This is a genomic window from Protofrankia sp. Cas4 (assembly GCF_963555915.1).
In the GTDB taxonomy this organism is placed as follows: Bacteria; Actinomycetota; Actinomycetes; order Frankiales; family Frankiaceae; genus Protofrankia.
Genome location: NZ_CAUVXL010000238.1, coordinates 1 through 23,523, shown reverse-complemented (window position 1 = coordinate 23,523; position 23,523 = coordinate 1). Strand labels below are relative to the sequence as shown.

16 protein-coding genes, 1 tRNA gene and 1 pseudogene are annotated in these 23,523 nt (G+C 68.2%); 12 read left to right on the top strand and 6 right to left on the bottom strand.

Annotated elements, in window-relative coordinates; all coding sequences use genetic code 11:
• Nucleotides 1-84 precede the first annotated feature (84 nt).
• Nucleotides 85-957 (bottom strand): annotated as a pseudogene (locus U9979_RS21330) (D-alanyl-D-alanine carboxypeptidase family protein); the annotation flags it as partial.
• Nucleotides 958-1,174: 217 nt separating this feature from the next.
• On the opposite strand from U9979_RS21330, the gene U9979_RS21325 reads away from it, so the two are divergent.
• From U9979_RS21325 to U9979_RS21310, 4 genes are all read left to right on the top strand, one after another.
• A complete protein-coding gene (locus tag U9979_RS21325; RefSeq protein ID WP_322780752.1) occupies nucleotides 1,175-2,449 on the top strand; it encodes an ATP-binding protein in 1,275 nt (424 codons plus the stop codon).
• A gap of 182 nt (nucleotides 2,450-2,631) precedes the next feature.
• Nucleotides 2,632-3,891: an ATP-binding protein gene (locus U9979_RS21320; RefSeq protein WP_322752443.1), complete on the top strand. Its 1,260-nt coding sequence runs from the start codon at nucleotides 2,632-2,634 to the stop codon at nucleotides 3,889-3,891.
• A gap of 154 nt (nucleotides 3,892-4,045) precedes the next feature.
• Nucleotides 4,046-7,516 carry a UvrD-helicase domain-containing protein gene (locus U9979_RS21315; RefSeq protein WP_322780763.1) on the top strand — a complete coding sequence of 1,157 codons (3,471 nt, stop codon included), beginning with the start codon at nucleotides 4,046-4,048 and terminating at the stop codon, nucleotides 7,514-7,516.
• A 264-nt stretch (nucleotides 7,517-7,780) separates the two neighbouring features.
• Nucleotides 7,781-10,492, top strand: coding sequence for a LamG-like jellyroll fold domain-containing protein (locus U9979_RS21310; RefSeq protein WP_322780751.1), 2,712 nt, complete (start codon nucleotides 7,781-7,783; stop codon nucleotides 10,490-10,492).
• Nucleotides 10,493-10,495: 3 nt separating this feature from the next.
• Here U9979_RS21310 and U9979_RS21305 read toward each other — a convergent pair whose 3' ends face one another.
• Entirely contained in the window at nucleotides 10,496-11,359 is an 864-nt protein-coding gene (locus U9979_RS21305) for a class I SAM-dependent methyltransferase (protein ID WP_322747231.1), read from the bottom strand.
• 135 nt (nucleotides 11,360-11,494) lie between these two features.
• Between U9979_RS21305 and U9979_RS21300 the strand changes: the two genes are divergently transcribed.
• On the top strand, nucleotides 11,495-12,448 hold the full coding sequence (locus U9979_RS21300) for a CAP domain-containing protein (protein WP_322780750.1): 954 nt from the start codon (nucleotides 11,495-11,497) through the stop codon (nucleotides 12,446-12,448).
• A 274-nt stretch (nucleotides 12,449-12,722) separates the two neighbouring features.
• Here U9979_RS21300 and U9979_RS21295 read toward each other — a convergent pair whose 3' ends face one another.
• From U9979_RS21295 to U9979_RS21280, 4 genes are all read right to left on the bottom strand, one after another.
• Complete coding sequence (locus tag U9979_RS21295) at nucleotides 12,723-13,289, bottom strand: PIN domain-containing protein (RefSeq protein ID WP_322780749.1); 567 nt, start codon at nucleotides 13,287-13,289, stop codon at nucleotides 12,723-12,725.
• Nucleotides 13,286-13,732, bottom strand: a complete 447-nt coding sequence (locus U9979_RS21290; RefSeq protein WP_322780748.1) for an excisionase family DNA-binding protein — start codon at nucleotides 13,730-13,732, stop codon at nucleotides 13,286-13,288. The genes U9979_RS21295 and U9979_RS21290 overlap by 4 nt, the downstream gene beginning before the upstream one ends.
• 547 nt (nucleotides 13,733-14,279) lie before the next feature.
• Nucleotides 14,280-14,618 (bottom strand): MerR family transcriptional regulator, encoded by a 339-nt coding sequence (locus tag U9979_RS21285; RefSeq protein WP_322748073.1) that lies wholly within the window; start codon nucleotides 14,616-14,618, stop codon nucleotides 14,280-14,282.
• An 850-nt stretch (nucleotides 14,619-15,468) separates the two neighbouring features.
• Nucleotides 15,469-15,540 (bottom strand) — tRNA-Arg (locus tag U9979_RS21280).
• A 73-nt stretch (nucleotides 15,541-15,613) separates the two neighbouring features.
• Between U9979_RS21280 and U9979_RS21275 the strand changes: the two genes are divergently transcribed.
• The 7 genes from U9979_RS21275 to U9979_RS21245 form a co-directional block, all read left to right on the top strand.
• On the top strand, nucleotides 15,614-16,003 hold the full coding sequence (locus U9979_RS21275) for a response regulator transcription factor (protein ID WP_322748072.1): 390 nt from the start codon (nucleotides 15,614-15,616) through the stop codon (nucleotides 16,001-16,003).
• Between the two features lie 92 nt (nucleotides 16,004-16,095).
• Nucleotides 16,096-17,187, top strand: coding sequence for a DALR anticodon-binding domain-containing protein (locus U9979_RS21270; RefSeq protein ID WP_322780747.1), 1,092 nt, complete (start codon nucleotides 16,096-16,098; stop codon nucleotides 17,185-17,187).
• Nucleotides 17,188-17,231: 44 nt separating this feature from the next.
• Nucleotides 17,232-18,620: a diaminopimelate decarboxylase gene (lysA, locus tag U9979_RS21265; RefSeq protein WP_416220275.1), complete on the top strand. Its 1,389-nt coding sequence runs from the start codon at nucleotides 17,232-17,234 to the stop codon at nucleotides 18,618-18,620.
• A gap of 10 nt (nucleotides 18,621-18,630) precedes the next feature.
• Nucleotides 18,631-19,914, top strand: a complete 1,284-nt coding sequence (locus U9979_RS21260) for a homoserine dehydrogenase (protein WP_322748069.1) — start codon at nucleotides 18,631-18,633, stop codon at nucleotides 19,912-19,914.
• Nucleotides 19,911-21,059: a threonine synthase gene (thrC, locus tag U9979_RS21255; protein WP_322780745.1), complete on the top strand. Its 1,149-nt coding sequence runs from the start codon at nucleotides 19,911-19,913 to the stop codon at nucleotides 21,057-21,059. Before U9979_RS21260 ends, thrC begins: the two co-directional genes overlap by 4 nt.
• The gene (locus tag U9979_RS21250; RefSeq protein ID WP_322780744.1) at nucleotides 21,056-22,105 is read left to right on the top strand and encodes a homoserine kinase; all 1,050 of its coding nucleotides are present in this window, start codon (nucleotides 21,056-21,058) and stop codon (nucleotides 22,103-22,105) included. Before thrC ends, U9979_RS21250 begins: the two co-directional genes overlap by 4 nt.
• A 496-nt stretch (nucleotides 22,106-22,601) precedes the next feature.
• Nucleotides 22,602-23,523: Rho termination factor N-terminal domain-containing protein (locus tag U9979_RS21245; RefSeq protein WP_322780743.1), on the top strand; the 922-nt coding region annotated here is incomplete at its 3' end.

The window sequence follows — 23,523 nt, the reverse complement described above, 5'->3', positions numbered from 1 at the left end:
CGGAGCGATTGTGTCGACGTTCGCGAATCCCCAGTCGAGCAGCGGCCGGGCCTCCTTGGCATATGCCGGGGCTGCCCGCAGCATCGTGAGGATGAGAGTGTGGCCGCCGCGCCGGACCGCGCCGATGTAGGTGGCGCCCGCCGCGGCGGTGTATCCGTTCTTGACGCCGATCGTTCCCGGATACGAGGCGAGCAGGTCATTGTGGTTCTGGATCTCGAACGACTTGCCGTCCCGGCCGCGGACGGTCGCCCGTGGGATGGTCAGGAACCTGCGGACGATGGGATTGGCGAGCGCGGCCCGGCCCAGCAATGCAAGATCGTATGCTGATGTCGTCTGCCCGGGTGCGTCCAGGCCACTTGGATCCCCTGCCGTTGTGTCGCGTGCGTTCAGTTCGGCCGCGGTCCGGTTCATCAGCACGACCGTGGCGTCAGCCCCACCGGCGGCTTCGGCGAGTGCTACGGCCGCGTCGTTACCGCTGGCGACGATCATTGCTGTGGCGAGTTCCGCGACCGTGTAGGTCATGCCGGGGACGAGACCCACCCGCGTTCCGTCAACCGACGCGGCCGCAGTACTGATCGTCACCTCCTGAGCAGGCGACAGCCGCGGCAGCACGGCGAGCGCAGTTAGGATCTTGAGCGTGCTCGCCGGCAGGTGGGGACCGTGGGCGTCCCGGGCCGCGAGGACGGCGCCGCTGTCGGCGTCGGCGATGAGCCAACTTGCGGCGGTGGTGTCGGGGGGCGGGGAAGAGGCTCGCGAACCGACCACCACGCCGGCGCTCGCCAGCACCGGACCACCGAGGAGGTTCGGGCTGGCTGGCCGCAGTGCCGGTGCCGGTGCCGGTATGGGATCGGGAGCGGCGGCCGCCGTGGTCGAGAGCGCGGCGATCAGCCATGTCACCAGGGAGACGACCAGCAGCACGGAACGTGTCGCGCTCAAGCGTTCGCGAGTCCGAGGCATCTGATGGAGATTACTGTCAGTCACAGTTATGTGAAGCGAGAGGGCTGGCCGTGTCGTACCGAAGCGTGCTGGTGGTACCGAGTTGCACCGAGTTATCCCTCCAGCCGGGCCTGGCGCATGACAACTGAGGAACAACTGATTGATGTCCAATCGTGACGGCTTCTCAGTCAGGCACCAGCAGGCTTCAGATGGGCCTCAGATCGACTAGCCTGAGACTGTGCGGGATCTCCTCGTCGCTAGAGGTCAACTCGACTGGTCCACGCAGCCGTGTGGCTACCATGGTATCGACGCGCTGTCTCACCTCGAACTCGGACGGTTGCGCGATTATCTCGTGGCCGTGGACAAGGGCGATCTTGCTGGGCAGGATGACCTGCGGGTGCTGACCGCTCTGCGATTGCTGACCCCCGCCGGAGAGCTGACCTATGCCGGCCTGTTGCTACTCGGCCGGCAGGATGCGCTGCGGCAACTGCTACCCGGACATGGTTATTCCTTTCAGTACCGGCCGTCGAGCGGCTCGGAAGCGACCAGCCGGGTTCGGGAGGAGCAGCCGGTCCTTGCGGGTATCGAGCGCATGCTCGGCCTGGTCGAAGCGCATGCCGCGTTCCGCCCGCTCAACATCTCCGGCGGCATCCAACTGCAACTCGTCGACTATCCGCAGAACGCCGTGCGTGAGCTGGTCGTCAACGCCTTCCTCCACCGGTCGTATGAGACCCACGGCACGGTGGATGTGGAGCATTCCCCGGAGGCGCTCATTGTGACAAACCCCGGGGGATTTCTTCCCGGGATCACGCCGGATAATGTTCTCAGCTATCCTTCGACGCCTCGTAATCGGCTGCTTACCGAGGTCTTTTCAATGCTCCGGCTTGCCGAACGCACCGGTCAAGGAGTCGATCGCGCATTTCGTGAGCTGTTGCGGGTGGGCAAAGAGCCGCCGACGTTTACCGATCTCGGTACCTCGGTCCGTGCCGTGGTCCGTGGTGGCATAGGCGACGACGCCTTCGTCGGTTACGTCTCAACTCTGCCCGCCCAGGCGGGTCGGGACGTCGAAATCCTGCTGACCCTGTCCTACCTGCGGACCCGCCAGTCGGTGGACGCGGTTACCCTGGCTCGGGTGGTGCAGCGCCCGGCGCCGGAAAGCCAGGAGGTGCTGGCCCGCATGGTCACCTTGGAACTGGTCGAAACGACCAGGCGAACGGCGGGCCGGCCGTTGCCCACCTACCGGCTACGCCCCGCCGCGCTCGCCGGGCTCGGGCGCGCTGTTCGTTACCACCGTCAGGGCCCCGCGCAGACGGACGAGAAGGTGCTCGAACATGTCCGTGAGTACGGGTACGTCACCAACCGCACGCTGCAGCGGATGTTCGACGTGACCATGTTCGGCGCTCGGGACATGCTCGCCGACCTGCGCCGCCGTGGTGTCCTGTGCAAGATCGGCGATGCCCACGGCGGCACCGGGGTCCGCTACGGCCCGGGCGACGCATTCCCACGCAGTTAGGGCCTGTCCGGTGGATCTTCGATCGCGCGGATCAAGGCCCAGGAGGCGCCCCGCGTCGCGCCTCGGTTGGAGTTGGTACTAGAACGTGCGTAGAGTTGGTACCAGCGGGTGGTTGAGGATTGCATCAGGCGATCTTGAGGTCGGTGTCACCGACGGATCGCCAGCAGCGTGCGGAGGTCGGCATGGTTGATCAACGGATCTACCGTCCGCGTCTCGCCGACCGCAGGTTGCGCGAACTCGTGCAGGACTTTCCGGCCGTGCTCGTGAACGGACCGCGGGCGGCGGGAAAGACGACCACCGCTCGCCAGATATGCCGGGACATGGTCAGCCTGGATCGGCCGGCACATGCCGTCGCCTTTCGCGCGGATCCCGACGCGGCGTTGCGAAAGCTGGACGAACCAGCGCTCATCGACGAGTGGCAGGAAGTACCGCAGGTACTCGGCGCGGTGAAACGTGCGGTCGACGCCAACAGCAGGCCTGGTCGTTTCGTACTCACCGGGAGCGTCCGGGGTGACCTTGAACAGCAGATGTGGCCGGGTACGGGGCGTCTCGTGCGCATCCCGATGTACGGATTCACTGAACGTGAGGTATTGGGCGCTGTTGACCACACCCGCCCGGCCTTTCTTGACCGCATCGCGACGGGGGATCCGGAGGAGATCGCTCTTCCTTCCTCCGTCCCCGACCTGGCCGGATATATTGACCTTGCCCTGCGGGGCGGCTTTCCTGACCTCGTTTTTCGAGACTATGCGGAAGACAGCCGCCGAACCTGGCTTGAGGGTTATCTTGAACAGCTGCTGACTCGGGACGTGGCTACTTTCGAGCAGGCACCGCGCGAGCCGGAGAAACTACGCCGATATTTCGAGGCGATTGCGCTCAATACGGCCGGAATGCCGTCTGGAAAAAGTCTTTACGAAGCGGCCGGGGTCAACGCCAGAACGGCGGCATCCTACGACAGTCTGTTGACGAGCCTCTTTGTCCTCGAGCGGGTTCCGGCGTGGAGCACCAACCGGCTTTCCCGACTTGTTAAAACACCGAAAATCTACATCGTCGAGAGCGGTCTCGTCGGGAGCTCTATCGGTCTTTCGACGCGGACGGTCCTGTCTGATGGAGACCTTCTCGGTCGCATGATCGATAATTTCGTCCTCGCGCAGCTACGTCCGGAGGCTGCTCTTTCCGTGCGGCGCCACCGCTTCTATCACCTGCGAACCCAGGGTGGACGCCAGGAAGTGGACCTCCTCGTGGAGTTGGATGCCGGCAAGGTTCTCGGGATCGAGATCAAAGCCAGTTCGGCTCCCAGCCGTCACGACGCCGCGCACCTGTGCTGGTTGCGCGACGAACTCGGCGACCGGTTCGTGGCCGGCGCGGTCCTGCACACGGGTCCCGCGGTCTACCCCCTTGACTCGAAGATCCTTGCGGTGCCCATCTGCGCGATCTGGGGTTGACCGCAGGGAGCCTGGCAGGCCAAAGGGTGCGCGATCGTGGTTGTTCTCGCGCGCCCGGAGGCCCAAGCGCAGGGAGCCTGCGACCCGACCGTCGGCGACGTGGGGTGGGGGTACCCGCAGGTGCGGGCGCAGGGGTACGACAACATACGTGTCTGTGAACTCACGGTTTCTTGCGGACCTGCACATCCACTCCAAGTACTCCAGAGCATGCAGCCGGGACTGCGACCTGGAGCATCTGGCCTGGTGGGCGGCGCGCAAGGGCATCGCAGTGGTCGGCACCGGTGACTTCACCCACCCCGCCTGGTCGCAGGAGATCGCCACCAAGCTCGTGCCGGCCGAACCGGGCCTGTTCCGGCTTCGCCCCGACCTTGAGGCTGACGTCATGCGGACGCTGCCCGCGTTGTGCCGGACGGCAACCCGGTTCATGCTGTCCACGGAGATTTCCACGATCTACAAGCGGGGGGACAAGACCCGCAAGGTTCACCATCTCCTCTACGCTCCGGACACCGACGCCGTCGGGCGGATCACCGCGAGTCTTGGGAAGATCGGTAATCTCGCCGCGGACGGGCGTCCCATCCTGGGGTTGGACTCCCGTGATCTGCTGGAGATCACCCTCGGTGCGGGGGAGGGCTGTTACCTGGTGCCGGCCCACGTGTGGACTCCCTGGTTCGCCGTCCTCGGGTCGAAATCCGGTTTCGACGCGATCGAGGACTGCTATCTCGACCTCGCGGACAACATCTTTGCGTTGGAAACGGGCCTGTCGGCGGATCCACCGATGTTCTGGCGGTTGTCCGGACTCGACCGGTTCCGTCTGGTCAGCAATTCCGACGCGCATTCCCCGCCCATGCTCGGCCGGGAGGCGACCGCGTTCACCTGCGACGTCGACTACTTTGCGATGCGTGCGGCGCTGCGCGACGGGGACGGCTTCGCCGGCACCATCGAGTTCTTTCCCGAAGAGGGCAAGTACCACCTTGACGGTCACCGCAAATGCGGGGTCCGATACGAGCCGAGCCAGACCCGGGAGGCCGACGGTCGCTGCCCCGAGTGCGGGCGCCCACTGACGGTCGGTGTGCTGCACCGGGTGGAGGCGCTCGCCGACCGAGACGAGGGACACCGCCCGTCGACCGCGGGAGAGGTGCGGTCACTGGTTGCCCTGCCCGAGGTCGTCGGCGAGATCCTCGGGGTCGGGCCGAAGAGCAAGGCGGTGGCCGCGCAGGTCACAACGCTCACCGCCCGGCTCGGCCCGGAGCTGGCAATCCTCGGCGAGGTCCCGCTCGACGCGATCGGTGCGGTCGGTTCGTCCGCACTGGTCGAGGCGATCCGACGGTTGCGGCGGGAGGAGGTGATCCGTGACGCCGGCTATGACGGCGAGTACGGGGTCATCCGGCTGTTCGACCCGTTGGAGCTCACCTCGAATGTGGGCACGCTGTTCGACCTGGCTCCCGCAGCGGGCGCCACCGGGGCGGGCAGGTCCGCGTCGGGCCAAGCCGTCGGGGGGTCGGCCGCCGTGCGTTCAGCCGCCGGGGGTTCATCAGCCGGGGGTTCATCAGCCGCCGGCACCCGGATCGGACGGGGAGGCGCCCGCCGTGGGCGCAGCGCGCTGGCGCCCTCGGTTGTACCGGCGGCAGACACGGCTGCAGACACGGCTGCGGCTGCGGCGGTTTGCGGCCCGCCCGACACGGGCGCGGTGACGAGTAGTCCGACCAGCCCGATTGGCACGTCGATTCTGGCCGGACTCGACGCCGAACAGCGCGTGGCGGCGGCGGTCACCCAGGGGCCACTGCTGATCATTGCCGGACCCGGTACCGGCAAGACCCGGACGTTGGTCCATTCGGTCGCGCACCGGGTCCGGGAGCAGGGGGTGCCGGCCGAACAATGCCTGGCCGTGACCTTCACCCGGCGGGCCGCGACCGAGCTGCGGGAGCGGCTCGACGCCCTCGTCGGCGCGGCGGCGCCCCGCATCCTCGCTACGACCTTCCACGGTCTGGGCCTGCGGATCGTCCGGGAGTGCCACGACCTGTTCGGCCTCGGCGCGCACGTCCGGGTGGCGGACGAAGCGACCCGCGCAGACATCCTGCGGGACGCGCTGGCCGGGACGGTCACCGGTGCGCGCAACCTGGAACGGGTCCGGCGCGAGCTGGCCGGCTTCCGACGGGCACACGCGCTCGCCGGTGCGACGGCCGGGCATGAGCTGGCCGGGCATGAGCTGGCCGGTCTGGCTCAGCGGTACGACGAGGCCCTGCGCGCACGTGGTCTGGTGGACCTCGACGACCTCCTCGCGCTGCCGGTGATCGCCATGCGGGAACATCCGGACCTGGCCGAGTCCTTCCGGGCGCGGTGGCGTCACGTCTGGGTCGACGAGTACCAGGATGTCGACGAGCTGCAGTACGTCCTGTTGACGATGTTGACAGGACGCCGTGCCGGTGCGAGCACGGCTGAGGGGTCGGTTGACGGGGCTGTTGAGGGGGTTGCTGACGGGCCGGTTGATGGAGCGGTTGATGCGAACCTGTGTGCGATCGGCGACCCGGACCAGGCCATTTACTCCTTCCGTGGCGCCGATGTGGGCTTCTTCCTGCGTTTTCGGGACGACTTCCCCGACGCCCAGGTGGTATCGCTCACCCGCAACTACCGCTCCACGGCGGCCATCGTGGACGCCGCCGTCCGCCTGATCGAACCGGCGACGCTCGTTCCCGGCCGAACGCTCACAGCGGTCGGGCAGCACCCGCAGAGCCCCCGACCGCTGCTGCACCGGGCCGCGAGCGAGGCCGAGGAGGCCGCGGTCGTGGTGAGCACCATCGAACAGGCGCTGGGAGGCACGTCCTTCCACGCCCTTGACCTCGGTGTGGACGCGACCGGCGAGGCCAGGTTGTCCTTCGCCGACATCGCGGTGCTCTACCGCACGGCTCGCCAGGCCCGGCCGGTGATGGATGCGCTGGACCGGCATGGTTTTCCCTTCCAGCAACGTTCTCATAACCGGTTTGCCGACGCCCCGGGTGTCGGGCGCCTGCTGGCGCTCCTCGATGAGCACACCGGTGACGTCTCGCAGCGGCGATCCGTCCTCGCACGGTTGCGGACCGCAGCTCAGTCGATGAGCGATGATGAGGTTGAGATCCGCTATGCGCTCGACATCCTGACCCCGCTTGCCACCGAGTGCGGGGAGGATCTGGAGCGGTTCCGGTCCGAGATCGCACTCGGCGCGGAGGTTGACACTCTTGATCCGCGCGCGGACCGGATATCGCTGCTGACGTTGCACGCGTCCAAAGGCCTGGAATTCGGCCTTGTGATCATTATCGGATGCGAGGATGGTCTGCTTCCGTTGCGCTGGGCAGGTTCCTCATCGCCAACGGTCACCGATGCGCAGGATCCCGATGCACAGGATCCCGGTGCCGGGGACGACGACGGGGACAGTGAGGAGCGCCGACTGCTGTTCGTCGGCATGACCCGGGCGCGGGGGCAGCTCGTGCTCACGCATCCGGCCCACCGTCGCCGGGGCGGGGCGGTCGCGCCGACACGGCCGTCACCGTTTCTCGACGTCCTCGGTGAGCCACTGCTCCAGCGTCGTTCGGGTCCGGTGGGTACCCGCCCGCGCCGAGTGAGCCAGGGCCACCAGCTACGGCTGGTTTAGCGCGCCAAAGGCGATTCCGTCACATTCCGCGATTCCGTCACATTCTGCGAGCTTCGCGGTAGTCGTCAGTACTATTAGTCCGATTTACCGAGAGTTCTTATCAGGGAAAAGCCTGATAACCGGCCGAATAAGACTACTGATGGCAGTGGGCGGTGTGGTGGCACCACCGCCCGCATTGACGTATGCCCATGACGGGCGGATCGGGGCACTGTGCGGGTCCGCGAACAGGATTGCCGTGAACGTGATGCTCGCGGACGGGTCGGAATGGTCGCCGCTGTGGTGGCGTTCGTCGTGTTGGTGACAGCCCAGACAACGAGCCCACCGGCCAGCGCCGAGCCGCCAACGGCCCAGCCCGGCCCGGTCGCCGGTTGGGCTCCCAAGACACCCCCGCTGACCACTGCGTGGACGAACAAGGTGTCGGCGGGCAATCCGTTGCCCGAGTATCCGCGGCCAGCGCTCACCCGTGCCCGCTGGCAGAACCTCAACGGAGTGTGGCAGTTCGCCGCCGATGCCGGCCCCGATGCGGCGGGCGAAGCACCGCCGGTGGGTCGGGATCTGGCCGAGCGGATCCTGGTGCCGTATCCGGTGGAGTCCGCGCTGTCGGGAATCAAACGGCCCGTCGGTCGGATGTGGTACCGCCGTACCTTCACCGTTCCAGATGTCTGGCAGGTTGGTCGGGGAGCGCGTCTTCTGCTCCATTTTCAGGCCGTGGACTACGAGGCGACCGTGTATGTGAACGGTCGGCTGACCGCGACCCACAAGGGTGGATTCGACGCTTTCGGTATCGACGTCACGGACGCGCTGACCGGATCCGGGCCACAGGAGGTGGTGGTCGGTGTGCATGACCAGACCGACGCGGCCAACCAGGCCGTCGGCAAGCAGCGCCCTGATCCCGGCGGAATCTTCTACACGTCGTCGTCCGGCATCTGGCAGACGGTGTGGATGGAGCCGGTGGCCCCCGCGCACGTCGACCGGCTCGACGCCACCCCGGATCTGCCCGGGAACGACCTGAGGTTGACCGTTGTGGCCACCGGGGCCGCCGGGGCCGCCGGGGCCGCCGGGGCCACCGGGGCCACCGGGGCCACCGGGGTCACTGCCGAGGCGATCGCCTACGCCGGCGAGCAGGAGATCGGCCGGGTCAGCGGCCCGCCGGGCACCGAACTGCGGCTGCCCGTCCCCAATCCGCACCTGTGGACCCCCGATGATCCGTACCTTTACACCCTCAAGGTACGCCTGAGCGAGGCGGGTAACAGCGTCGGAGGTACCAGTTCCGGAACACATGGTGCCGGAAGTGATGGCGATGGCGGTAATGTCGCAGGTAACGATCCAGTCGGCACCGGGGCCGCCGGCGGTGATGCCGTTGGAAACAATGCCATTGGAAACAATGCCGTCGACGAGGTCAGCTCGTACTTCGGAATGCGTTCGATATCCCTGGGCGGCGGTCGCGACGGCAGGACCCGGATGCTGCTGAACGGTCGGTTCGTGATGCAGGTCGGCACTCTCGACCAGGGATTCTGGCCGGATGGCCTCTATACCGCTCCCACCGACGAGGCGCTGCGCTCCGACCTCGAGGCGCACAAGCAGCTCGGCTTCAACATGGTCCGCAAGCATGCCAAGGTTGAATCCGACCGTTGGTACTACTGGGCCGACAAACTCGGTCTGCTGGTCTGGCAGGACATGCCCGCGATGTTCGGCGGACACGCCCCGCCCGATGGCGCCAGATATCAGTTCGAGTCCGAGCTTCATGCGCTGGTCGACGCCCACCGCGGGCATCCATCGATCGTCATGTGGGTGCCGTTCAACGAGGGCTGGGGTGAGTACGAACCGAAACGCGTCGCCGACCTGGTCAGGTCCTGGGACTCCAGCCGGCTGGTCGACGCGGACAGCGGCGTGAACTGCTGCGCGTCCATCCCGGACAGTGGCGAAGGTGACGTATACGACAACCACACCTACGTCGGCCCGGGCGGGCCTGTCCAGCAGGGAAACAGGGCGAGCGTGGACGGCGAGTTCGGTGGGCTCGGGCTGAAGGTCGACGGCCATCTGTACGACCCGGCAAAGGCCTTTGCCAATGAACTCGAGCCCGACGCGGCCACTGTGACCCGACGCTACGTGGAGCTGTCCGACAGACTCCTGGCGATGGAGAAGCGGTGTGGCCTGTCCGGCTCTGTGTATACGCAGATCAGTGATGTGGAGAACGAAATCAACGGGCTTTACACCTATGACCGCGCGGTGCTCAAAGCCGATGCGGCATCGGTACGCAAGGCCAACCGGTCACTGATCGACGCGTCGGTTTCGGTGGAGGACGATCTGATCAGTTATCCGCCGGGCACGGCCGGGCTCGACGGTGTGAGCTTCTACCGGTTCGACGAGGGCAACGGCACGGTTACCAGGGACGCGCTGGGTGGCCATGAGGCGACCCTGGTAGGCGGTCCGGCGTGGACGGGTGGGCATTCCGGGTCGGCGCCGGCATTCAACGGTTCGAACCAGTTCGTCGACACCGGTACCTCGATCGTCGATACGACCGGCAACTACAGTGTGTCCGCCTGGGTGAAGATTGACCGGCTCGGCTCGTTCGCTACGGCGGTCAGCCAGGATGGTGACCCGAACAGCGCGTTCTATCTGCAGTATTCCGCGGTCGACAACCGGTTCGCCTTCAGCGACGCGGGCGTCCGAGCTCTCGGCCCCACGCCCGTGGTCGGCCAGTGGTACCACCTCACGGGCGTGCGGGACGCGGCGGGCGGAACCATGACGCTCTACGTCGACGGAGCGAAGGCGGGGGTCGCCTCGGTGTGCCTGGGGGAGAAAGCCGCCGGTCACACGGTCATCGGCAGGGCAACCTACAACGGCCGACCGGTCGACTTCTGGCCGGGAACCGTCGATGAGGTGCACATCTTCGACCGTGCCCTTTCCGCGGCCGAGGTCGGAGCGCTGTACAGCGCAGGCAGCGCAGCGCCGTCTCAAGCAGTCCAGCGCTGATCGTCAACGCTTACGGAAGACCATCGCCAGGTTCCAGGTGAGAACTTCCCGCACGCCGGGAATCCGAAGGATCGGCTTTGCCCAGGTCGGCAGGTATCGCGGCATGGCCTCGATGACCTGGACGTCGGACCGGCCGTTCGCCCAGGCCAGGGCGTCCGCGACCGATACCGGGAACAGGCTGGTGCCGTAGCGGTTCTTGGGTGCGACACCGGTGCGGCGCTCGTACCGCAGCGCCGCCCGGTGGCCACCCAGGTAGTGCCATGGTGAGGTCTCGTGTCCGCCCCACGGCGACAGCCAGTTGGTGAAGCTCAGGAAGATCACACCGCCGGGACGGGTCACCCGCACCATTTCCGCACACATCCGCCATGGGTCGGGGACGTGTTCAAGGACGTTCGAGGAATAGCAGATGTCCACCGAGGCGGTGGCGAACGGCATGTCCAGCGCGCTGCCCAGGACCCGCCCCGGCTCGACGATGCCCCCCGCGCTCAGCTCTGAAATATCCGGTTCGACCCAGAAGTACCGGGCACCAGCCCGCTGGAAGGCGGCGCGGAAATAGCCGGGGCCGCCGCCGACGTCCAGTACCACCGAGCCGGCCAGCGACGTGAACCGGCTGAGCTGGTGCACCGAGTCCGCGGCGAGCAGCGAGTAGAAGCCCGCGGGGTCGACCTGCTCGCGGCGGCAGGCCTGGAACAGTTTGATCGATCGGCCGATCGAGGTGCCGGCCACCGGCGCAGGTGGGGCAGCTGGCAGCTGCGGTGCGGGCGGTACCCGTACCGGGCGCGAGGCTTGCGACGGTGTCCCGTCGAGTGCGGTGGGAGTATCGCGGGAGGAGGAAGATCCCCGTGAGGGGGACACCGTCTCGGCCATGCCGGGCACAATAACATCCGATGGCGTGGCCAGAACGTAACTTTACGTCCCGGGCTCGACCCGTACACCCGAGACCTGACGGCGCCACGCACAGGTGACACACAACGATGCCCGACGACACGCCCCGGAGTCATGATGATCGAGCTGGTCGCCGGTGCCAACCGGTCGTTGCCTGGTGGTGTCCTGTCGGTACGGGTGCCCGGCCCCTTCGACCTTTCGGTCCTCATCACGGGTGCCGATGGGAAAGTCACAACCGACCAGGACTTCGTCTTCTACAACCAGCCGTCCGCGCCCGGTGCACGGTGCAACGGTGACACCGTGGACATCGACCCGGGCCGGCTGCGGCCGGGGGCGAGCCGGGTGGTCGTTGTCGTCAGCCCCGCCGACACCGCGCTGGCGCTCGGGCAGCTGCCACCACCGGTGCTGGACATCCGTGGCCGCGACGGGGCTCCGCTCGTGCGCTTCACCCCGCCTGCGCCACGCACCGAGACCGTGCTCCTACTTGCCGAGATCTACCGGCGTGGCAGCGAGTGGAAGGTCCGCGCGCTTGGGCAGGGCTATGCCGACGGCCTGGCCGGGCTCGCTCGCGACTTCGGTGTGGACGTGGCTGACGACGGCGCAGCGCCGATGCCGGTGCCGGGTCAGCGCTCCGGGGGACCGGCGGGACCGGCCGAGGCTGTGTCCGCCATGGTGGTCCCGGCCATGGTCACAGAGGTGGTCGCGTTGGTGAACGCCGAACGGGCCAGGGTCGGCGCCGGGCCGTTGACCCTCGAACCACGCCTGACCCTGGCCGCGCAACGGCACAGCGAGGACATGGCGGCGAACAGCTACATGGACCACGTCAGCCTGGATGGGCGGACGATGTCCGACCGCGGTACCGCCGCCGGCTACCGCTACCGCGCGTTGGGTGAGAACGTCGCCGCGGGCCAGCAGAGCCCGGCTGAAGTGATGGACGGCTGGATGCACAGCCCCGGCCACCGCACGAACATCCTCAACGGGGAGTTCACCCAGATCGGTGTCGGCTTTGCCCGTGGTGGCAGCTACGGCATCTACTGGACGCAGGTCTTCGGCACCCCCGCCGACTGGTGACTCCCTGCAATGACGATGGTTCCACAGCGGCGATGTGGTACCGCCTCGCGCAACACAGGGAACCCGAGTCGTGTGCCCTCGGGGAGGCTCGTTCAGCATCCACGCAAACCTCAGCGGAGGCCAGCCTTGTCGTATCGGCTCGTCTGCCTGCGCGTATCACCCCGAGTAGCGATGATGGAAGGCCATGATGGTGGCTGGCGTGCTCTCGGGCGCGGGGTATCGGCGTATGCCGAAGCCGCTAGTCCTGCCGTCGGTGTGCGGCGTCTGCCGCTGGTCAGTGACTGACTCGTAGTTCGGCGGCGCTGACCGGTAGGCCGCCTCGTTCGAGGCGATCGAGGACGTCGTCGACGCTGCCCGGAGGGTTGCGCCACGAATCCGCGATCTGTTGGACGGCGGCGTACACCACGGAGCGGTCGAGGCTGATCTGATCTCGGACGAACTCGTCCGGTGACTTCACCGCGATTCCCCAGGGCTGTACATCGGCGGCTGGGAAGTCGCGTATGTTCGCTGTGACGATCACTTGTGCGCCGGCCCGGATCCCCGCGGCCAGGACGTGCCGGTCGTCCGGATCGGGGAGCTTGAGTGAGTCGATCAGCGTTTCGTAGTCGCTGATCTTCCAGTCGCGGACGGCCATACTCATGAGCGTGCGGGTGCGGTCGAGTCTGGCCGGGTCGAGGCCGGGGCGGTTGCGTCGGAGCGCGGTGAACATCTCGTCCAGGATTTGTTCGGTCCATCGCGCATGGACCAGCCCGGCCTGCGCCACGCGGATCAGTAGATCGCGTAGCGTGCTCGGGTACAGCACGCTCGCGTCGTAGACGACGGCGAACGGCGTCGGAGTCAACTCAGGCCCATGTCCTGGGCCAGGGTGGTCAGTTCGTCGGCGGTGGCGCGGCGCCGGGCGTCGTCGCGGTGCTTGTACTCCAGCAGCGATCCGGCCGGGACCCGGCGGTGTGTTCCGACCTTGCGGTAGGCGATCTCGCCGGCGTCGAGCAGCCCGATCAGGTAGGGCCGGGACACGTTCAGCAGGTCGGCGGCCTGCTGGGTGGTCAGCTCGGCGTGCGCGGGCACGACCGAGACGCCATGGCCGCCCGCCATGTGGGCCAGAACGCGGGACAGCAGTTCCACCGCGGCCCTGGGCAGGACCAGCTGACCGTCGTCATCAAGCCGGACGGTGGCCAGGCCGTCCGGGTGTGTCCGGAGGTATGCCTGGACTCGCTCCAGTGCCTCGGCGGCAGCGGCGGCCGACTCGGCGTCGGGGACGACCGGACCGAGGACGGCGTTCATCCCATCCTCCTCTCCAAACGCAGTAAGCGAAACAATCGTAGCAGTCGAAGTGCGGCGGGGGGCGTCGCATCGGGTCAGCTCGTGGTGAGCTGGCCGAGCCATGCTCCGAAGGTGAGCGAGAACGGCGGCCGGGTGTCCACTTTGGCCGCGAGCGCCCGCCGGCGGGTCAGATCGCCGCCGCAGGTCTCGATGATGATCTCTGCGATCTGGTCGGCGCGTTCGGCGCGTTCGGCGCGTTCGGCGCGTTCGGTGCAGTTCAGGACGTGCCGGGCGGGCAGGGCCTGCAGGATCCCGGGTGTGGTGTGGGCCGTAGTGAACGAGCAGGTCAGCAGGTCAGCAGGTCAGCAGGTCGGACTGGCGGTTCGAGCCCTAGCTGGCTCCCGAGCATCCGACTACGCAGGGTCGTGGACGGTGGGTAATGCCTCGCGCTCCCGATCAATCGGGCAGCTTTACCGAGTGTCCACTAAAGCGGGTACGGTCCAGTTTCGTCGTCGCGGTCCGGGGTGGGCGGATCCTTCGGGCGTAGTCGGTCAGGACGGCTCGGGGGTCATTGGCTGGCTGACTGTGGCGGCTGTTGGCGTAGTTGTTGGTTGATTTTTTGGGCTTCGGTGAGTTGGTCTTCGAGGATGACGATGCGGCAGGCGGCTTCGACCGGGGTGCCTTGGTCGACGAGTTCGCGGACGCGGGCGGCGATGCGGAGCTGGTAGCGGGAGTAGCGGCGGTGGCCGCCGTCCGAGCGCAGTGGGGTGATGAGGCGGGCTTCGCCGAGGGCCCGTAGGAAGGCGGGGGTGGTGTCGAGCATGGCGGCTGCGCGGCCCATGGTGTAGGCGGGGTAGTCGTCGTCGTCGAGGCTGTCGGCCGGTTTGCGGGTGGTTCCAGGAGTCATTGCACCTCTCGGGACACGTGGAGGGGCCCTGGCGCCAGATGGCACCAGGGCCCCGAGGGTTTTCAACACCATCTACCGGCCAGGTGAGCCGGATTCCTCAGTTCGCGCCGCGCCCTGAGAGGGCGGGTGCTGCGGAGATCGCATATGCGTGACCGGGGACCACCTTCCAATCCGGGGCCTGCGGAGACCGGACGAGCTAGACCGTCGTCCGGGCGATCCTGATGGCGCCTACTCCTCTCCTCAGTGACAGGCGGGGGTACTGCTGAACTCCTGCGGTGGTGCTCGGCGGCCTACCCTGACCGCCGTCCCGCTCGCGACAGTTCCTGTCTGCCGCGACCATGGACTCTCTTGGCTACGGGAGTGAAGCTACCCGGCGGAGGGCCCGATGTCTACTACGGCGGCCACAGATTTTTTAGCTCCGAACAGACAGGTGTGCCGCCGCGGCCAGGCACGTCCGGGAGCCGGTATCGCGCCCAGGCGGACAGCGGTAAGAACCCTGCCGGGAGGTCGGTGGGCCAACGTCCGTAGGAGAACGCACGCCAGGCCCCGTTCGCCGCCGCCTGGCTGAACGCCGGGATACCACCAACCGACGTGGCCGAGTGGGCCGGTCACTCCGTGGACATCCTGCTGAGGATCTACGTGAAGTGCCTCGACAGGGGAGGGGCCGCGATGCGGGCACGCGTCGAAGAAGCTCTTGGACTGGGCCGGTCTGCCGCCGGATAGTTGGGCGCCCATTTGGCAGAGAGGGCCGTACCGCCCCGGTGCCGGCCGTACAGCGCCGGACTCCGGAGGGAGGGAAGCGGAATGGGTTTGTCCTAGTCGCAGACCATTTCGGCTGGTCCCACGAACGTGCCCCCGGCAGGATTCGAACCTGCGCACCCGCCTCCGGAGGGCGGTGCTCTATCCCCTGAGCTACGGGGGCTTCAGGGCAAGCAGTCATACCGTACCAGGACCGTGGCGGTGGTCAGGCAGTCGGCTCGCCGTAAGCTCCCGATGTGTACCGCGACCCCCCACGCGTTCTCGTCGTCGACGACGACGCGGTGATCCGTCAGCTCGTGGTGGTCAACCTGGAGTTGGAGGGCTTCGAGGTGCACACTGCGATCGACGGGTTGGACTGCCTCGAGCGGGTGCGGGACGTCGCCCCGCATGTGATCACATTGGACGTCATGATGCCCCACCTCGACGGCTGGGACGTGGTCGCCCGCCTTCGCGACGACCCGGAGACCGCGGATATCCGGGTGATCCTGTTGTCGGCCCGCGCGCAGGCCGCCGATCTCAGGCGCGGGGACCGCCTCGGCGTCGACTACTACCTCACCAAGCCGTTCGACCCGGACGAGTTGATCGGGGTAGTGCGTCGCCTGGCCGGTCATGGCCAGACCGTCTGAGATGTCAGCCGTTGTGCCACCGGCCGTCCGTTGTCGACACTGCGGTGATCGGTGGCGACGGTTCGCTCGCCCCACACCGATAGCATCGCGCCATGACCCCCGACGACCTCGCGGAAACCGTGCGGGGCATCGTCGGGCAGCTGATCGCGGACGGTGAGCTTGACGTGGCGATTCCCGCAGCGGTGACGGTCGAGCGGCCCAGATCTTTCGATCATGGTGACTATGCCACGCCGATCGCGCTGCGCCTTGCCCGCTCGGCGCGGCGACCATCGCGCGAGGTCGCCGAGGCGGTCGCGGGTCGGCTGCGCCAGGAGCGGGCAGTGGCCGGTGTGGACGTGGCCGGGTCAGGCTTCCTCAACATCCGATTGGCTGGCGGGGCAGTCGGGGAGATCGCCCGCATCATCGTGCGGACGGGTGGTGACTATGGCCGTGGATCGGCTGCGGATGGCCGGGCGGCCCTTGCAACGGCGATCCCTGCAACGGCGATCCCTGCAACGGCGACTCTTGCGTCGGCACGCCGGGCGGCCGTGGCGGACGCATCGGCCATGCTGCTCGATGCGGTTCGCCATCCGCAGCCGCCTGACCGTTGCGACGAGGCGATGGTCGGGGCGCCGGTGTCGCTCACCCGCGGCGGTGAGCCGGTGGAGGCGCCGGTGCAGGTCGGGGCCTTTCTCACGATCGGTGAGCTGGTGGACGCCGTCGGCGCGGACGCCGCCCGCTACTGGCTCGTTCGTGTCCCCCTCAACCGCGCCCTCACCCTCGACCTGGACCTCCTTGCCAGGCAGACGAACGACAACCCGGCATTCCAGGTCCGCTACGCCCATGCCCGGATCTGCGCCCTGCTGCGCAACGCCGGGGAGCTGGGACTCTCCTTGGATGTCGAGGACGCCGAGGTGTCGGCGCTGACCCATCCGCGCGAGGGTGACCTGCTGCTGGCGCTCGGTGAACTGCCGAGGGTCGTGCAGACCGCGGCCGGACGCAGAGCGCCGTACCGGGTGGCGCGTTACCTCGAGGAAGTCGCCGGTACCTATCACCGTTTCCACGACGCCTGCCGGGTACTGCCACAGGGGGACGAGCAGGCGGGGGCCCGCAACGGAGCACGGCTGCTCCTCGCCGACGCGACCAGGATTGTCCTCGCGAACGGCCTGCGGCTGCTGGGCGTGTCAGCTCCGACGAGGATGTGACTGTTGTGCGTGACGAGGTTTCTCCCGCCCAGGGCCGGCATCAGCTGGAGGACGCGCTGTGGCCGGCGTCCGCCGCCGTGGACGCCGACGGTGTGCTGCGGGTCGGCGGGCTGCGGGTGGACGCGCTCGCGGCCGAGTTCGCCACGCCCGCCTACATCCTGGACACCGATGACTTCCGGGCGCGTTGCCGGGCATGGCGGTTGGCTTTCACCGACGGCGATGTCTACTACGCGGGTAAGGCGTTGCTGTCGCGTTCGATTGCCCGATGGGTCGCCGCCGAAGGGCTCTCGCTGGATGTCTGCACGGGCGGTGAGCTCGGCGTTGCGGAGGCGGTGGGTTTTCCACCCGAACGGCTGCTCTTCCACGGCAACAACAAGTCCATCGCCGAGCTGCGGCGGGCGGTCGCCTACGGCGTCGGGCGGATCGTCGTCGACTCGTTCGTGGAGATCTCCCGCCTGGCGGCGGTGGCCGCGCAGGCCGGCGTGCGTCAGCGAGTGTTCGTCCGGGTCACTCCGGGAGTGGAGGCCCACACCCACCACTATGTCGCCACCGGGCAGGAGGACCAGAAGTTCGGCTTCTCGCTCGCCAGCGGCGCGGCGGCCGAGGCGATCAGACGGGTGCTGGCCGCGTCCGACCACCTTGAGCTCGTCGGGACGCACGCGCACATCGGTTCGCAGATATTCGACACCGCCGGATTCGGGCTGGCCGCCCATCGTATGGTGGGGCTGCTGGCCGTCGTTCGCGATGCCCACGGTGTCGAACTGCCCGAGCTCGATCTCGGCGGCGGCCTGGGGATCGCCTACACCGGCGAGGACGCGCCACTCGATGTCGCGGACGTCGCCGACCGGCTCCGCACGATCGTCGGCAAGGAGTGTGCAGCGGCCGGGCTCGCCGTCCCGCGGCTGGCGGTCGAACCGGGCCGGGCCATCAGCGGTCCGAGCGCGATCACGCTGTATGAGGTCGGGACGGTCAAGGAACTGCCCGGGTTGCGCACCTATGTCAGCGTCGACGGTGGTATGAGCGACAACATCCGCACCGCACTGTATGATGCGCGTTACGCTGTCCGTCTGGTTTCCCGGCACAGCGCGGCCGTGCCGCACGTGGTCACGCTGGTCGGCAAGCACTGCGAGTCCGGTGACGTGATCGCCCACGACGTTGCGCTGCCGGGCGACATCCGGCCCGGAGACCTTGTCGCGGTACCGGCGAGCGGGGCATACCACCGCTCCATGGCCAGCAACTACAACCATGTTCCGCGGCCACCGGTTGTCGCGGTCCGCGCCGGACGGGCTCATGTGATCGTCCGCAGGGAAACGGAAGCGGACCTGCTGCGCCTTGACATCGACGAGGCGGACATCGACGAGGCCGACACCCCCGAGGCGGACGTCCCTGCCGCTGGACGCGACGAGGACACCATGGTCAGGAACGCGGGATGAGGAACTCGGGATGAGGATTGCGCTGCTGGGGTGCGGTGTGGTCGGGAGCGACGTCGTCCGGCTCCTGCACACCCACGCCGAGGATCTCGCCGCCAGGGTCGGTGCACCCCTGGAACTTGCCGGCATCGGGGTCCGTCGCCTGTCGGTGGTCCGTGACCTGCCGGTCGATCCGGCGCTCTTCACCACGGACGCGGACGGTCTCGCGACCCGGGACGACGTCGACATCGTCGTGGAGGTGGTGGGCGGCATCGAGCCGGCCCGCACCTGGCTGCACGCGGCACTGGACGCGGGGAAATCGGTGGTGACCGCGAACAAGGCGCTCCTTGCCACCCACGGTGCCGCGCTGTATGGCGCGGCAGCCGACCGCGGTGTGGACCTCTACTACGAGGCGGCGGTCGCCGGTGCGATCCCGCTGCTGCGCCCGCTGCGGGAGAGTCTCGCCGGTGACCGGGTCCGACGCGTGCTCGGTATCGTCAACGGCACGACCAATTTCATCCTCACCCGGATGGACGAGACCGGCGCCGGGTTCGCCGAGGCCCTCGAGGAGGCGACCACGCTCGGCTATGCGGAGGCCGACCCGAGCGCGGACATCGACGGATTCGACGCCGCCGCCAAGGCCGCGATCATCGCGCAGCTCGCGTTCCACACCCGGGTCACCCTTTCCGACGTCCACCGGGAGGGCATCGGCGGCGTCACCGCCGCGGACATCGCCAGTGCCCGCGCCATGGGATGCACGGTCAAGGCGCTGGCTATCGCCGAACGGTCACCCGATGTACCCGGTGTGAGTGTGCGGGTGCATCCTGCGATGATTCCCCGTTCCCATCCGCTCGCCGGGGTCCGGGAGGCGTTCAACGCCGTGTTCATTGAGGCGGAGGCGGCCGGCCAGCTGATGTTCTACGGTCGCGGTGCGGGTGGTTCTCCGACCGCGTCCGCGGTGCTGGGTGACCTGGTGGCGGTGGCGCGCAACCGGCTGGCCGGACGGCGGGGTCCGGGCGAGTCCGCCTATGCCGACCTGCCCGTCCTGCCGATGGGCGCCACCGTGACGCGCTATTACATCAACCTGGACGTGACGGACAAGACCGGGGTGCTCGCCTCGGTCGCCGCCGCGTTCGCCCGTCAGGACGTTTCCATCCAGAGTGTCCGCCAGGACGGCCACGGTGACGACGCCAGTCTTGTTCTGATCACGCATACCGCCAGCGACGCGGCACTGTCCGCAACAGTCGAGGAACTGCGGGAGCTGGACGTCGTGCGGGCGGTCGCGGGCGTGATGCGGGTAGAGGGAGGTGAGCTGTGACGACATCGCCAGCAGCAACATCGTCAGCGCGGACGACAGACGCGGCCGCGACGAGCGGACGGGCCCCGGGTTCGGTCAACCGCACCCGGCGGGTGTGGCGCGGCGTGATCGAGGAGTACCGGGACCGTCTGCCGGTCTCCTCGAACACGCCGGTCGTGACCCTCCGGGAAGGCGGCACCCCCCTGCTCCCCGCGGTGCACCTCTCGGCGGTGACCGAATGCGATGTTCATCTCAAGATCGAGGGCTCGAACCCGACCGGCTCGTTCAAGGACCGTGGGATGACCATGGCGATCAGTCGCGCGGTCGAGGCGGGTTCGCAGGCGGTGATCTGCGCGTCCACCGGCAACACCAGCGCGAGCGCCGCCGCGTACGCGGCCCGGGCCGGGTTGACCTGCGCCGTGCTCGTACCGAGCGGAAAGATCGCGTTGGGGAAACTGGCTCAGGCGCTGGTACACGGGGCGCGGCTGCTGCAGCTTGAGGGCTCCTTCGACGACTGTCTGCGGGTGGCCAGGGAGCTTGCCGAAACCTGCCCGGTGACCCTGGTCAACTCGGTCAACCCGTTCCGCCTGGAGGGGCAGAAGACCGCTGCCTTCGAGATCGTCGAGGACCTGGGTGCTGCACCCGACGCGCACTGTCTGCCGGTCGGGAACGCGGGGAACATCACCGCCTACTGGCGTGGCTACGTGGAGGAGGACGCACTCCACGGTTCCGGCCGGCCTCGCATGCACGGGTTCCAGGCAGCGGGTGCCGCACCCATTGTGCGCGGCAGCGTGGTCACAGCGCCACAGACGATCGCTACCGCGATCCGGATCGGCAACCCCGCGTCGTGGGCTTTCGCGCTGGCTGCCCGGGACGCCTCCGGCGGCACGATTGACGCGGTCAACGACCGTCAGATCCTCTCGGCCTACCGACTGCTCGCGCGCAACGAAGGTGTGTTCGTCGAACCGTCCAGCGCGGCGAGTGTGGCGGGACTTCTCCAGGCGCGTGCCGCAGGCCTCATCCAGGCCGGTGAGAAGGTCGTGTGCACGGTGACGGGCAACGGCCTCAAGGACCCCGAGTGGGCGATCAGCGGGGCGGCCAAGCCGGTGACCATACCGGCTACGGCTGCCGCCGCGGCCGCGGCCCTTGATCTGCAGCGGTCGTGAACCGCGCCGCCCGGGGGTCGGGGGCGGCCGGGGTCAGCGTGCGGGTGCCGGCGACCAGCGCGAACCTCGGCCCGGGTTTTGACGCCTGTGGTCTCGCGCTCGGCCTGTATGACGATCTGACGGTGGTCACCACCGACTCGGGCCTGTCGATTGACGTGACCGGTGAGGATGACGGCGCCAGGGACGAGACCCATCTGATCGCGCGTGCGGTGCGGGCCGGGCTCGATGCGCTCGGCCTCGCGCCGCCCGGGCTTGGCCTGACCTGTGTCAACCGCATCCCGCACGGCCGTGGGCTCGGTTCGTCGGCCGCGGCGATCGTGGCGGGTTTGCTGGCCGCGAGCGCGCTGGGCGAAGGTCGCCTGAGTGCCACGGACGTCTTCGCTCTCGCCTGCCAGATCGAGGGCCATCCGGACAACGTCGCCCCCGCGCTCTTCGGTGGCTTCACTGTGGCGTGGTATGATGACGCCGGTCACCCACAGGTGGTTCGAAGCAATCCACCGGATGATCTGCGGCCAGTAGCCTTTATTCCCGTCCGCCGCCAGGCGACATCCGCAGCACGGGCTGCGTTGCCAGTGACTGTGCTGCATGCTGATGCGGCGGCGAATGCGGGACGCGCGGCGCTGTTGGCCATGGCGATGTCAGGGACTCTGCATCCGGAGACGGTGTACCCGGAGACGGTGGGGACCGAGCCCGGCAATAGGCAGGAGCGGACAGGTCAGCCCGATTACAACTACTTTCCCGGTGCTCGGCTCGGCAACGACCGGTCGGGTCCGGCGCCCTGGGTGGATGCCCTGCTGGCGGCCACCGACGACCGGCTGCACCAGCCCTACCGTCTACCGTCCATGCCTGAAACCCGTGACCTGCTCAGCCAACTGCGAGCGGCGGGCCTGGCGGCCGTTCTGTCGGGTTCCGGACCAACCGTGCTGGCCCTCGCGGTCGGTGCGGAGCAGGCTGATGTTGCCCGCGCATGTGGCGGGGGCGGTTTCACAGTGCTCGACCTGCCGGTGGACAGGGACGGGGCCCGGGTCAGGCTCATCGCGGGCTGACACCGGCAGCTGCGGTCTACCTCGGGTCTCCCATGTGAGCCGGTTTTCCGTCCGAACCTCTCATGCTCGCCGCCGGACGGATGCGTCGCAGGACGACATCCAGCCGAAATGGTCGCGCCTTGGGCTGGAAACGGAGGACCGGGAAGCAAAGCCGCTCGAAGGTTGTTGCCCAGGTGACTCCGTCTGGATAGTCTGATGACTGCACTCGCTGCCGCCGCGGCGCGTGCTCGCCCGCCGGTGCTACCGGTTCATCGTAGCCGGATCCTGGTGCCGGAACTTGGTGCCTCAGCCTCGTCATCGAAGCCTCGGCCAGCACCGACAAGTCCTCAGCGGGATTGACGAGTTCGCACGCGGCGCTCGGCCGTTGGCGCCGTCCACGGGCGCTCTGCTTGCCCACCTGGCGCTGAATATCGTTTCCATGTGGGATGCCCAGGCGAAGAAGGTCAACAAGCATCACCCGGCTCCCTTGAGCCGGTCCCTTCAGGGAAGGAACATCTTGAGCGACACCACCGACGTGCTGCCTGACAGCGCACGTGAGTCCGCGGAGTCCCAGACACCGACGTCGTCCGTGGACGCTGGTTCTCCGCGACGCCGGCGGTCAGGCACCGGCCTTTCAGCCATGCTCCTGCCGGAGCTGCAGGCCATGGCAACTTCGTTGGGTATTCAAGGCGTGGGACGCCTGCGAAAGGGGCAGCTCATCGCGGCCATCCAGAACGTTCAGACTCCCGCCGGCGTCGCTGGGGGCGCGGATGCCGCGGCCCCGCAACCCGCCATGGCTGCCGCCGATGCGCAACCGGCCCGGAGTACCCGAGGCTCGTCCACGTCCATGCGCACCAACACGAACAGCGCGGACGCGGCCGAGCCCACGGTCGCGTCGTCCGCGGCTGAGGCGACCGCGGCAGTCGAGGGCGCGACGCGTGTCCGGACCCGCCGTGGGGCTTCCCGGGCATCGGGCAGCCCGTCCACCGCCGTCGGCGAGCAGGGGACGCTGACCGAGGCGTTGCCCGACCCCGGTGACACCCGTGGTGGCGCGGCTGCGTCCGGTCCCGCGGACGGATCCGCGAGCGTGCGAGCCGTCGGCACGCAGGACGCCACGGCGGCCGGGACCGCGCCGGCCGGCCTTGCTGCGGCACCCGCACCCGCACCCGCCGCGGCCAGCGCACCCGCCGCGGCCAACGCACTTGCCGCGGCAAGTGCACCTGCCGTAGTCAGCGCGCCCAGCACGCCGGTGTCCACCACCCCTGTGGAGCTGTCCGTGGCGGCACCGACCACTGTGCCCCGCGTGTCGGACAACGGCAGCGTGCGTGGTCGAGATGACCGGCGTGATCGTCAGCAGGTCGAAGGAGACCGCGCGTCGGTTGACCGTCCCGTTGCCGCCGAGCGGCAAGGGCGCCAACAGGGCGACCGGCAGGGTCGGG

What these genes read in the sequence shown, in the direction of transcription:
- U9979_RS21320 (WP_322752443.1), top strand. Translation starts at nt 2,632, where the DNA reads ATGGTTGATCAACGGATCTACCGTCCGCGTCTCGCCGACCGCAGGTTG.
- U9979_RS21310 (WP_322780751.1), top strand. Translation starts at nt 7,781, where the DNA reads ATGGTCGCCGCTGTGGTGGCGTTCGTCGTGTTGGTGACAGCCCAGACA.
- U9979_RS21305 (WP_322747231.1), bottom strand. Translation starts at nt 11,359, where the DNA reads ATGGCCGAGACGGTGTCCCCCTCACGGGGATCTTCCTCCTCCCGCGAT.
- U9979_RS21300 (WP_322780750.1), top strand. Translation starts at nt 11,495, where the DNA reads ATGATCGAGCTGGTCGCCGGTGCCAACCGGTCGTTGCCTGGTGGTGTC.
- U9979_RS21290 (WP_322780748.1), bottom strand. Translation starts at nt 13,732, where the DNA reads ATGAACGCCGTCCTCGGTCCGGTCGTCCCCGACGCCGAGTCGGCCGCC.
- U9979_RS21285 (WP_322748073.1), bottom strand. Translation starts at nt 14,618, where the DNA reads ATGACTCCTGGAACCACCCGCAAACCGGCCGACAGCCTCGACGACGAC.
- U9979_RS21270 (WP_322780747.1), top strand. Translation starts at nt 16,096, where the DNA reads ATGACCCCCGACGACCTCGCGGAAACCGTGCGGGGCATCGTCGGGCAG.
- U9979_RS21260 (WP_322748069.1), top strand. Translation starts at nt 18,631, where the DNA reads ATGAGGATTGCGCTGCTGGGGTGCGGTGTGGTCGGGAGCGACGTCGTC.